Source organism: Helicobacter rodentium ATCC 700285 (genome assembly GCF_000687535.1).
In the GTDB taxonomy this organism is placed as follows: Bacteria; Campylobacterota; Campylobacteria; order Campylobacterales; family Helicobacteraceae; genus Helicobacter_D; species Helicobacter_D rodentium.
On sequence record NZ_JHWC01000011.1, the window covers coordinates 25,874 to 38,290 of the forward strand.

At 38.2% G+C, this 12,417-nt stretch carries 12 protein-coding genes; all 12 read right to left on the minus strand.

From position 1 onward, the window contains the following. Position 1: 1 nt before the first annotated feature. Complete coding sequence (locus BS85_RS0108535; protein ID WP_026944418.1) at positions 2 to 2,203, minus strand: STT3 domain-containing protein; 2,202 nt, start codon at positions 2,201 to 2,203, stop codon at positions 2 to 4. Positions 2,204 to 2,344: 141 nt separating this feature from the next. Then, positions 2,345 to 2,734, minus strand: a complete 390-nt coding sequence (rpsI, locus tag BS85_RS0108540) for a 30S ribosomal protein S9 (protein ID WP_026944419.1) — start codon at positions 2,732 to 2,734, stop codon at positions 2,345 to 2,347. A 10-nt stretch (positions 2,735 to 2,744) separates the two neighbouring features. Beyond that, positions 2,745 to 3,173 (minus strand): 50S ribosomal protein L13, encoded by a 429-nt coding sequence (rplM, locus tag BS85_RS0108545; RefSeq protein WP_034551514.1) that lies wholly within the window; start codon positions 3,171 to 3,173, stop codon positions 2,745 to 2,747. Positions 3,174 to 3,338: 165 nt separating this feature from the next. Continuing rightward, a complete protein-coding gene (locus BS85_RS0108550) occupies positions 3,339 to 3,899 on the minus strand; it encodes a class I SAM-dependent methyltransferase (protein ID WP_026944421.1) in 561 nt (186 codons plus the stop codon). A gap of 119 nt (positions 3,900 to 4,018) precedes the next feature. Then, positions 4,019 to 4,435 (minus strand): PepSY-like domain-containing protein, encoded by a 417-nt coding sequence (locus BS85_RS10920; protein WP_051604757.1) that lies wholly within the window; start codon positions 4,433 to 4,435, stop codon positions 4,019 to 4,021. Positions 4,436 to 4,737: 302 nt separating this feature from the next. After that, positions 4,738 to 7,860 (minus strand): efflux RND transporter permease subunit, encoded by a 3,123-nt coding sequence (locus BS85_RS0108560; RefSeq protein ID WP_026944422.1) that lies wholly within the window; start codon positions 7,858 to 7,860, stop codon positions 4,738 to 4,740. 72 nt (positions 7,861 to 7,932) lie between these two features. Then, positions 7,933 to 8,838 carry an MFS transporter gene (locus BS85_RS10600; protein WP_245596327.1) on the minus strand — a complete coding sequence of 302 codons (906 nt, stop codon included), beginning with the start codon at positions 8,836 to 8,838 and terminating at the stop codon, positions 7,933 to 7,935. Further along, positions 8,839 to 9,201: a hypothetical protein gene (locus tag BS85_RS11960; protein ID WP_245596324.1), complete on the minus strand. Its 363-nt coding sequence runs from the start codon at positions 9,199 to 9,201 to the stop codon at positions 8,839 to 8,841. A 386-nt stretch (positions 9,202 to 9,587) separates the two neighbouring features. Beyond that, entirely contained in the window at positions 9,588 to 9,809 is a 222-nt protein-coding gene (locus tag BS85_RS0108580) for a hypothetical protein (protein ID WP_026944423.1), read from the minus strand. A 25-nt stretch (positions 9,810 to 9,834) separates the two neighbouring features. Continuing rightward, positions 9,835 to 10,743, minus strand: coding sequence for a carboxymuconolactone decarboxylase family protein (locus BS85_RS0108585; protein ID WP_084310258.1), 909 nt, complete (start codon positions 10,741 to 10,743; stop codon positions 9,835 to 9,837). 173 nt (positions 10,744 to 10,916) lie between these two features. After that, on the minus strand, positions 10,917 to 11,378 hold the full coding sequence (locus BS85_RS0108590) for a cyclophilin-like fold protein (protein ID WP_026944425.1): 462 nt from the start codon (positions 11,376 to 11,378) through the stop codon (positions 10,917 to 10,919). 18 nt (positions 11,379 to 11,396) lie between these two features. After that, positions 11,397 to 12,395: an alpha/beta hydrolase gene (locus BS85_RS0108595; protein ID WP_051604763.1), complete on the minus strand. Its 999-nt coding sequence runs from the start codon at positions 12,393 to 12,395 to the stop codon at positions 11,397 to 11,399. Between the last annotated feature and the right edge of the window lie 22 nt (positions 12,396 to 12,417).

Genomic DNA, 12,417 nt, shown 5'->3' on the forward strand with positions numbered 1-12,417 from the left:
CTTAATCCAATCGCAATATGCGCACAATGTCCCCACTAACACTAACGCGATTGGGATAATTTGCAAAAAGTAAAATTTGAATGATATTACTTTTTAAATAACAATCGCTTAACAAAAGGGAGTTTTTACCAAAATTAACTTGAGTTAATAATATCTGATTTTGCCCTATCGTGTATTGCGTGTAAAAGTTGTCATAAAGGTTAATAATCGCTTGAGGTGTTGAATTAGGAGGACTCTGTTTAGAATCCCAAAAGACAAAAGTGTTGGAATGCAGAGGTTTTCCATTTTTTAAATCCACATTAGCAAAACTATAAACATTTGCCAATAGAGGCAAAATGCGCAAGGGTAGAATCCAATATACTTTTGCTCCCTTAACCAATGTTATGGGTGTAGATTCCGATTCTAATTCCTTTAAATAATCCTCTGCACCTTTGTCTCTTGCAAGGATTTCAAAGATTTTATTCCATTCTTTTGAGGGGTGAGTTTGCATTGCGGTGGCAAGTTGTAAAGAAAAATTATAAAACAATGTGGGCGAGGAACTAAATAGAATCTTTGCAATTGGAAAATTTATAGCTCCCGAATGTCTTGCGCCATCAAGCAAGACCTGCGCCTTTGTAAAATAACGCAAAGCATATCCATAATCCCACCAAGAAAGTAAAATATCTTGAGGATTTAACTTGGAATCCAAATCTTTCAATGCTTGAACTTCTGTATGCGTTAAAATCGGCTGTGGTATTCTATAATTTAAATTTGCAATAAAAAGAGCAGATATAGCACTTACCACAAGCAAACTTGGGACAAGGAATCTTGCAAAAAGACTTAAAAATTTCAACAAAAAAAATGCAATACCTAAGGCAATAATGGGAGTTAAGAAAAAACTAAAACGCATACCTAGTTGAATGGAAGCCAAGCCCAAGAAGCAAAAGGGCAAAAGCAAAAAAAAGAGAAATTTGCACTCCTTAAATTTCTCACCATACTTAGCAAAATCCAAAGAAGTTTTTAGATTCCACCCCAACAATCTTAAACGATAGGGATTAAATCTTGGGAAAACACTCACAACTCCAAAGGACATAAATCCAAAAAGTGCCAAGCTAAAGATTCCAACCCCTCCACTGCGACTTATGAGTGTTGGCAAATTAGAGGGCATTGTTTCTAAAATTCCATTGACCACAGAGGCATAAACATAAGTCTTTGCATATTGTGTTGCGCCAAAAATATAAGCATTGATTTGCGCTAACAATGGGTTAAGCAATCCAAAAGCCACTGCATACACTACGGCAAAAAGTAGCCAAACCCAAAACCATTGCGGAAACCTTGCAATTCCAAAAAGGAGAAAAATTAATACAAGGAAACCAAAAGGGGAGGGTGTAAGAATCACCAAAAAAACAGAAATTAATAGAATGCTCTTAGGTGTGATTCTTCGCATTTTAAAGAAATTTATAAGCTCTAAGCACAGAAAAAATAAAAATCCCAAAAGCAATAAATTTTGGATTCCATTGTGCCAAGCAATCGCCAAATAACCAAAAAGCGCAAAAAGCACAAGGTGCTTTAGAGACAAGCGGGGTGTGCTTAAAAATTGCAATAAAAAAAGTAGGGCAAACAAAGGAAATGTAAGCAATAACATATCTGTATCAAAATATCCCACTCCTACGCGCTGATAAAAACTAGGAGAAAGAATCGCAACTAAACTCGCCAAAAACGATAACAAGGGGATAAATGGGGCTAGAGAGAGTAAATCTTGACTCTGTGATTGCAATTTTAGGGAAATCCATAAATCATTGCGTAAAACTTTGATAGAAATTTGATAGACCAACCAATAAAGCCCAACAGCTGTGCTTACACTAAAAAAAACACTGCTCCAAGTCAAAACAAATCCTAAATTTGTGCAAAACGCAAGGATTCCACCAAGAATTGCAAGAGGGTGCAAAGTGTTAAATGCCCTCAATATCTCCCCCAATTTAGGGTCAGTATTTAACAAATCAAGGAAATCTCGCGCACCTTTTGCATAATGGTAAGCGTCCATTGAAGTAAGAATCAATGTCCCTTCAAAAAAATTTTGAGGTATTTGCAAGTGTAAAAAATCTATAAAATGGAATACAAAATGAATCCCACACAACACCGCAATAAAAAAGAAATGAAAAAACAAAATTAGATTAAAATTTGTGCTTTGAGTGCTTAGATATTTTTTGAGAGTTTTGAGCATTCATTATTCTCTTTGGTTTTTGTAAATGCTTGTAGAATCTTTCCAATGATTGCCAAATATTCTATCAAAGCAAAAGTATAGATAATAATAGAAACTAATCTATCCAAAAGCCAACAAGGAGCTTTTGGAATAAAAATTTGATTATCTTTTTGAGAATTGTGGGCTTCTTCTTGCTTTGCGTTTTCCGTATTTTTTACGCTCTACCACTCTTGAATCGCGAGTTAATAAGCCTTTAGGCTTAAGAATTGCTCTAAAATTTGTATCATAAAGTGCCAATGCTTTAGAGATTCCGTGTCTAAGTGCTTCTGCTTGAGCAGAATATCCACTTCCAAAAGCAACTGCCACAATATCCACACTTTTTTCTTGTTTTGTTAAAAGCAATGGCTGCATTACTTTCATTTTAATCGCTTCGTGTCCCCCTAGCCAATCGTTAAGACTTGTTTCATTGATACTTAATTTGCCACTACCCGGGGCTAACCATACTTTTGCGATAGCTGTTTTTCTTTTTCCTGTTGCATAAATTTTTGCCATTCTTTAATCCTTATTTTGATTCTTTGGAAACTTGCGCACTATGCGGGTGATTTGCATCGCAATAGACTTTTAGTTTTTTAATCATTGCGCGTCCTAGTTTTGTTTTAGGAAGCATACCACGAACAGCTAGTTTATAAAGCTTTTCTGGGTGCTTTTGTAACATTTCTTGAAGAGTTTTTGATTTGGTGCTACCAAAATATCCTGAATGCGTGAAGTATTCTTTATCTTCTAGTTTCATTCCGCTAAATTTTGCTTTAGGCGCATTTACAACAATCACGAAATCGCCACAATCCACATTGGGAGTATAGATTGGTTTGTGCTTACCTCTTAAAAGAGTAGCAATTTCAGTGATGAGACGACCAAATGTTTTACCTTCAGCGTCCAAAACAACCCAATCGCGTTTAATTTCATTGGCTTTTGCCATTTTGGTAATATTCATAATTTTACCTTTCATTATAATTTGCTTCAAAAAAGTTAGAATTATAACATACTTTTATAATTTTTTCCTTAAATTAAGTTTTATTTTATAAATCTCACTTAATTGGATTGCAAAAATACACTTGCAAAGATTATACTATAGTAAAACAAGAGAGATGGAATCAAATTATTTTTTGCAATAATACACAAACGCGGGGGGAATATTATTCCATACAATTTTAGATTTTTTAATCTCACTAAATATTTTATCTCCATAGATTCTTTTACGGAATCTCTTTGCGCCCATTGTAGGCAAAATATAAGCAAAAGTAGCAAAATATCCGCCGGGCTTGAGGGCTTCATAAATATTTTCTAAAATGCGCTTTTGTGCGACTTTGCTTAGAAGAGCCCAAGGAATCCCTGACACAATCACATCAGCAGATTCTATTTGCCTCTCTTTCATCATTGCCTGTAAGGATTCCGCAGAGCCTAATGCAATATCTAAACTTGGGAATTTTGTATGCAACCTTTCTGCGATTTTAGGATTGATTTCAACAGCAAACAAACGCGCGGAATCTGACTTTTTACGCAAAATAACTTTTGTAAAAGCCCCCATTCCGGGACCTATTTCAATAATAGTAGAGGCTTTCTCAATGCCGATATTTTGTGTAATCATTTCTGCGAGATACCTAGAACTAGAGCATACAGCACCTGTCCGCTTAGGATTTGTAAGATAATAATGTAGCAATCAACCCTCCTAATTTCTTGTTTGCTTTGATTAAAAGTCTGTGTTCTATCCTTATAAAAGTTAAAAGGCTTTAAATATTAAAGTGCATTTTACTCAATAAAAAGACAAAAGTTAAAGGCTTAATCCCATTTTTGCCACAATAAATTTCCACCCATATCAAATAATAACTCCAAACTATCATTAATTTCAATCTCATAACCAAAACCCTTATAATCCACATCGGTAACGAATGAGCCGGGATACATTTGCTGAACTTTAGCAAAAACTTTTTGCAAGGAAGCACCACCATAGCCTCCTGCCATATTATTGGGATAGGACATATTATGCATTGGCTGCATTGGAGCAGGTTGCTGAATTGCATTATTCCCTTGTGCAGAAAGTGTTTGTTGCATTGGTTGGGTTGGAGCCTGATTCTGTGCTGACATAGTAGCATATTGTGGGGTTTGTGATAGATTGATAGTTTCTTCTGCGGGGGGATTAGGATTTGCCAACAAGGCAGAACTTAAAAATAACAGAGATAAAAGTTTAGCATCCATTATGTGTCCTTTAAGATTAAATTATGCAAAAGTTTATAGCGATTTTGTCAAGTTTTTGTGAAGATTTTTAAAATATTTCGTCAAGCTATATCAAGAAACGGAATCACTACCTTGCCCTTAGCGGAAGATTCACAGAATCTCATCTATAAAGATTCTATCGCAAAAAGGTTTCTGCATACTAGATTATGGATTGCTTTGCTCGCGATGACAAGGTGGCTGACTTTCTATCACTGCAAGAAATCCCTAGTTTTCGTGGCAATCTAAATATGGCAAAACAAGCTTTTACAATGGAATCTTGCTTTTTAAGATTCTATATTTTTTCCATATTTTTGTTGTATCCACTCACTAAAACGCGCAAGATACATATAAAATAAAGGTACAAAGAAGACTGCCAAAAAAGTCGCGGCAAGCATTCCACCAAGCACACCTGTGGCAATAGAATGTCGGCTTAAAGCTCCTGCCCCGCTACTTAACGCAAGAGGCAAAACGCCTATGCTAAAAGCTAATGAAGTCATTACAATAGGGCGGAATCGGAGTTTTGCTGCACCAATAGCGGATTCCACAATGCTTTTCTTTTCCTGCTCCCTTAAATGTGTGGCAAATTCTACGATAAGAATAGCATTCTTTGCTGCAAGGGCGATTAAGACAAGTAATCCAACTTGAAAATAAATATCATTTTCTAAACCTCTTAAAAAGGTTGCTAAAATTGCCCCAAAAAGCGCAAAAGGAACGGCACTAAGAACAGATAGCGGCATAAGCCAACGCTCATATTGTGCAACAAGAATCAAGAAAACAAATATTAGCCCAAAAACAAAGGCTGTTGCGCCACTGCTTTGACTGACTTTTTCTTGATAGGTTGAGCCTGAATAGGCAATGTCGTAACCCTGAGGTAGAATCTTTTGAGCAATTTCTTCTACTATGGCGATTGTATCTCCGCTAGAATAACCTTCATTTGGATAGCCAACGATTTGTGCCGCAGGAAAGAGATTGAAGCGATTGACGATTTCTGCACCTATGGTATAATGGAATTTTATAAGAGTGCTTAAAGGCACAAAGTTTCCATCTCTTGATTTCACAAAAACAGAATTTAAGTTTTCTGGAGTTTTTCTAAAGTCTTGTTCGGATTGCGCAATCACTCTAAAGGTGCGATTAAAAAGCTCAAAATTATTAATATAATAATTCCCAAAAGTTACCTGCATTGTCCTAAAAACTTCGTTAATATTGACATTAAGGGCAGACGCCTTTTCCCTGTCTAACTCTATGGCAACTTGCGGAGTATTGACAGATAAATTTGTAAAGATATGACGAATCTCTTTGCGCTTGAGGGCTTCTTGCACCATTAAATCGGCATATTTTTTAAGGTCTTCTAGGCTTCCACCCTCTTTACTCTGAATATAAATATTTACACCACTAGCATCTAAACCGATAATTGTTGGTGAAGGAGTTGCGATAAAACGCGCATTAGGATAATTCTGTAATCTTTGGGTAATCTCGCGTATAAAAGCCTTGTCGCTTTGGGAGGATTCTTTGCGCTCACTCCAATCAATGAGGCGATAAAATCCTGTTCCACCGCTACTTTTAAGCCCTTGAGATAATTGGCTATATCCCGCAATCGTTGTCATTTCTGCAATGAGGGGGTTTTGCTCTAAAATAGCAATCAAATCCTTTTGCACTTGCGTTGTGCGAGAAAGGGAAGCTCCTTCAGGCAAAAGAGTGTTGATATTGACGATTCCCATATCTTCTGATGGCACAAGTGAGCGGGAAACTCTGCTAAATAAATCGTAAGTAACTACAAGCATTCCCACCCAAAGCAACATAAACAATAACCCTCTTTTTAGCACTCTTGCAGTCTGTGAAGAGAATTTTAAAGTAAATTTTTCAAAGAGTGCGTCAAATTTAGCAATAAGGGCGGGTTTCTTTTCTTGTTTTTTAAGATACATTGCACAAAGACTAGGCGTGAGTGTGAGTGCGACACAGCCGGAAATTACGACTGAAATTACGATGGTGATTGCAAATTGACGATAAATTTCTCCGCTAAATCCTCCCATAAACGCCACAGGAATGAAGACTGCACTCAAAACAAGCACAATAGCGATCACGGGAGTTGTGATTTCTTGCATAGATTTTATTGTGGCATCTTTCGCGCTTAAATGCTCTTGATGCATAATGCGTTCTACATTCTCAATGACAATGATTGCATCATCTACCACGATTCCAATCGCCAAAATCAACCCAAAAAGCGTTAAAAGATTGATTGTAAAGCCAAAGAGATAAAGTCCAATAAATGTCCCAATTAACGAAACAGGAATCGCAATGCAAGGAATAATCGTTGCTCTAAAACTACCCAAGAAAAGATAGATAATTAAAACAACTAGAATAATGGCTTCCACAAAGGTTTTCATTACTTCTTTCATAGATTCCACGATAAATTCTGTCGGGCGAAAAGGATTAGAATATTTCATTCCTTCAGGAAACTTCAATGCTAGTCTTTCCATTGTCTTTTGCACATTGTTAGCAACATTAAGAATGTTTGCGCCGGGTTGTAGAGTGATTCTAATGGGAATGGAGGGGGTATTGTTATAAAAGTAAGAAGTGAGATATTCTTGCGCTCCAAGCTCAACTCTTGCAACATCTTTTAATCTAAGTGCAGAGCCATCGGGGTTTGCTTTAATAATGATATTTTCAAACTCTTGTGGGCTAGAGAATAAACCTTTAGCAGTGATTGTATAGGCAAAGTCAGCTTGCATTATGGGTTCTACACCAAGTTTTCCGGGTGCAAACTGCGAGTTTTGCTCTTGGACTTTGTCAATAATGTCTAAGGGTGTTAAATCCAAAGAGGCTAATTTATCAGGCAAAAGCCAAATTCGCATTGCATAATCCGAGCGTCCCCACAAATCCACATCGCCAATTCCAGAGATTCGCTTTAATTCATCAATCACATTGAGAATCGCATAATTTGCCAAATAAAGTTGCGTGTGTTGCGGATTATCCGAATAGATATGATACATTCCTACTACTGCAGTGGAGCGTTTGCGTACGGTAACACCTAGCCGCTGCACTTCGGTAGGAAGCTGATTTAACACAGCTTGCACACGATTATTCACATTAACAACCGCCATATCTGGATTTGCCTCATTGTTGAAAAAAACACTAAGATTCATTGTACCACTAGAAGTCGTAGAGGTTTGGATATAAATCATATCCTCTACTCCATTAATGCTATTTTCTAAAATACTTGCAACATTTGTAGAAATTGTCTCTGCACTAGCTCCGGGATAATTTGCGCTCACAACCACTTGAGTGGGGACAAGCTTTGGATATTGTTCTATGGGGAGATTAAAAGCGCAAATAAGCCCAGCAATTACAATGATGATAGAAATTACAGCAGAAAAAGCCGGACGATGAATAAAAAACTTTGAAAACATTAATCTAATCCTATCCTCTTAAACAAAAGCTGTAATTATATCTCATAAGTGTAAAGGCTTCGTGAAGCGCACTTATTTTATTTTTGCATAACTCTTGCCTAAAAACACTCCAAGCAACCCCCAAACAAAAGAAATCGCAGCACCACTTAGCAGCACACACAAGATTCCAATGTTTGCAAGTAGGCTTTCTACTTGAGCAGAGAGTGCGTCTCCTCCGCGATATACGACAGCATCAAGGAAGTTTTTGACTTTATATTTAGAATCCGCATCAAGTGGCACAAAGAGCATTTCGCGTCCGGGTTTGACGAGCGCATATTCGCCTACACGGCGGATACTCATCACCACAGCCAAAGGCAAAAATGCAGGGTGCGTGAAGCTAAGGACGATGAATCCTAGCGCAATGACAAAACCAAGAATACTTAAAAGGCTCGTGATTCCAAAAAATTTTGCAATTTTTGCAGTGAGGAATATTTGAATCAGCAATGCAGAAACTTGCACAATGAGGTCAATATTCGCAAATGCTGCGATTCTTGCCTCTCGCGTGGGGAAAACTTCGCGGACAATCCTTGCTTGTTCCATATACAAAAAGGTAGAAACGCTTGTAAGCAAGAGAATAAAGGCGCAAAGTAGCAACAAATATTTAGAAGCAATGATGAGCTTAAACCCCACAAAGGGATTGCTTGAACCAATGGTGTGTTCAAATCGCTCTAACGATTCCGCATTTTCAAAATGCCGCAATTCACGCAAAATAAGATTCTTTAGCACGATTCCAATAAGAAGCAGAGCAACAGAGAGAAAGACGAGATTCGCCACACCAAAATTTGCCACCAAAACGCTTACGCTACTTGCCCCCGCAATGCTCCCAAGACTTGCCCCTGCGGAGATAATGCCAAAAAGCCTTGTGCTTGCCTCTTTGCTAAAAACATCGGCAAGTAAGCTCCAAGCAGAAGAAAAAGCAAAGAGGTTAAAGACGCTAATTCACACATAAAACACGCGAGAAAGCCAAATAAATTCGGGTGTGTGTGGCGCAAAAACTTGCATTAACGCATAGAAAATAAGCAGATTGAGCGCAAAAAAGATAAAGACACAATCCGTATAGAATCTCCGCTTAATCCTGCCACTTAGCCACATTAGAAGCAAAGACGCAAGGATACAGGAAATAAAAGTTGCCAAAAAGAGCCATTTTAGCTCCTCTTGCCCTCCCTCTAGCCCAAAAGCATCGCGCATAGGACGCAAAATCGCATAAGAGCTAAAGAGCATAAAGATAAATCCGCAAGAAAGAGCTAGAATCTTAAATTCCCCCTCTTTAAGGCTAAAAAGTTTATGGATGAGGGTTCGCATATCTGTCCTTATCAAATGGATTTTATAATTATAAAGCCTGACACTTAGTGTTTGTCAAGGGAATTTGAGGAGAATATAAAAAAATAAGATTTTGCTTGATTCCTTTGCTATGAGATTGGTGGGGGGGCTGAATTTACTAGATTCCTCTTTAGTGAATGAGAAATTTTTAAAAATTTTTGATTATTCCCCTAGTCATTTAAAAAAAGCAAAGAGTAAAATAGGGGGATTCCTTACAAACGCCACCGCCTAGATTCACAAAGCACAAAGTTCTTTATAGCTTTTCGCCCCTGCTCGTTTTAGGCTCTCTTTATCGTTTAATGCCATATCCAAAACACTTTTTTGTTTATCGGTCGCATTCACATCTGCACCAAGCGCAATGAGGGCTTTTATTGCTTGTATTTTAGGGAGGAGCTAGAGAGAAGTAGAATCATCAAGGGCGTTTGGGAAATCTTATGTTTGCCTATTTGAATCTGCGTCCTTGAATCAATGTTTGCACCATATTTACAAGCAATTTTTAGTTTTTCTATTTCTTGCTTATTGGCACAACGATGCAAAAAATTCCAGCCGTCCTTGCCATAGCTTTCAAACTCTACCCCTCTCTCAAGCAAAAAGGAGTCTATAATACCACTTTTTCTAGCGTAAAGGTGCTATCTCATCAAGCGCACTTAGGGCATTTAGGCTTCTAGGGTAGCCGATATAAGGCACAAGTGCAGTAACAACTGCAATGAGTTTGTTTCTATCGTTGCCAATTCTTAGATTCCCTGCAATATGCGCTCTCACTTGAGAATCCGCCCCACCCATTGAGAGAATATATACAAAGGTTAAAAGCTCACGAAATTTTAAAGGAAGCCCACCACGCGTGTAATAATCCCCAAAGCAGTTTGCGCTTAAAAAGGTGCGGATATGTTGATAATCCTTTGGTGCTGCTGCATTGCCTTTATCAATGGCTTCACCAAAAAGTGCGCGTTGGGTTTCAAGCCCCTTTTCTCTCCTTTGGGCATATTCTATCTTGCCTTGAGATTCTAAAGGCAGTGCGATTCCTTGTTGTGTAAAGATTTCATTGCTTGCATTAATGAAGTCTATGGTTTTTCCCATACCCACATAAGGCGTGGCTTGGTAGAGAATTTCCTTGATTGCCACAGGTTCAACACCATTTTTCAAAGCTGCCTTTAGAATCGTTTTAAACTCACTCAAAGCCGGAATCGCCACAAGTGAAGCAAGGATAATCATCAAATTTTCTTTAAGCTCAAGCTTGGATTCTGCGGGGACTTCATCAAAGGCAAAATTCACATAATTGGTAAAAAACTCGGGGTCGCTCTTTGCAAGTGGCACATTAATGTTGCCAAAGAGTTTTTCAAAGGTTTGTTTTGCTTTGGGGGTAAGATTCATTGTTTGTTCCTTTAGTTGGATTGGATTTGTCGCATTCGCGCTGTTTTGCGTTAAATATACGCCACTGATACCTAAAACTCCTAAACCTGCCGCAGTTTTTAGTGAAGTCTTTAGAAACTTCCTGCGCTCTAGGGATTGTTTATTTGTCTGCATCGCGCCTCCTATTGTTGAAAAATAAAATGATATTATAAAGCCTTACACTTGGTGTTTGTCAAGGGGGTTGAATTTGCAAATCTCATATCACTACTTCTACACAATATAAACGATGGTTCTTTTTTTGGTATCCAACCTTTATCCCAAAATACCTAAAAAGCACTAAGTTATCTTTACTCCTCTCTAGGATATTTTTCTATCGTGAGGATAAAATCTTGCTTTTGGGCTTTTAGGTGTGCAATAAAAGATTCTTTTTCTGCCTTGGGTGCGCCCAATTTAATTAAGCCCTTATAGGGAGGCTGTTTGGCGTAAAAGATTCCGACATTGCCCCAAGGGGCGAAATAGAAAAAATCACCGCTTTGCGGGTTGTATTCTCCACTCTCTTGTGTGCTTAGGCTTTCTTCAAGCCTAGCAATCTTTTCCTTGCCTACATAATCGCTAAAGCTTAAAGCTAAAGGTAAAAGCGCGTAAAAGTCCTTTGCGGTTGCATTATTTTCTAAAGACAAAATAAAGCTTTTGCTTTGAAATTGCATTTGTATTTGCATTTGTTCCTCCAATTCCCCCCTTAAGTCCTTGCCTAAAGCACATTGCGTTAGCAGCGCAAACAACAAACAAAGAAAAGTGTATTTGCGCATATTGTTCCTTCGCATTTCTTACTTCAAATTTGCATTAAAAAATGCTTCTATTTTGTCAAAAGGAATCTTTTGTGTATTGTCATATAAGTCTGTATGATTTGCGTCTTTGATAAGCAATAACTCTTTATTTTTACCCTTAAGTTTTTTGTAGGCATCTTCGCTGAAATATCTGCTATGCGCATTTTCCCCGTGGATTATCAAAACTGCATTCTCTATTTCATTGCTGTATGCAAGAATGGGCATATTAAGAAAGCTTAGAGAGGAAGTGAGATTCCACCCACTATTGGAATTAAGTGAGCGTTTGTGATAGCCACGCGGAGTTTTGTAATAGGCGTGATAATCTTTCATAAACTGCGGCGCATCACTAGGCAGGGTTTCAGGCACACCCCCAGCGAGTGCATATTTGCCACTTTCATAGTCTTTGATTCTTTGTTCTGCTAGAGTTTTGCGCTTTTGCGCTCTTGCTTCTTTGCTATCTTCTTTATCAAAATAACCCTTTGCATTCACGCGGCTCATATCATACATTGTGGAAGCTAGGATTGCTTTAATGCGTGGGTCATTTGCCGCTGCATTGAGGGCAAATCCACCCCAACCACAAATTCCAACAATGCCGATTCTCTCTTTATCCACATTCTTTTGTGTGCTTAAAAAATCTACCGCTGCACTAAAATCCTCTGTGCTAATATCGGGTGAGGCGACATATCTTGCCACACCTCCACTCTCTCCCGTGAAACTTGGGTCAAAAGCTAGGGTGATGAACCCGCGCTCTGCCAAAGTTTGCGCATAAAGTCCGCTAGATTGCTCTTTGACTGCGCCAAAGGGACCACTCACCGCAATGGCAGGAAGTTTGCCTTTTGCATTTTTAGGCACATACATATCTGCTACGAGTGTGATTCCACAGCGATTATGAAAGGTAACCTTGCTATGCGTAACCTTATCGCTTTTGAGAAAAGTTTTATCCCACTCTTTGACAAGTTTTTCTGGCAAGTCGCGCACTTTGGAATCTTTTGCATTCATCACGCTAAAAGCACCACTAAGC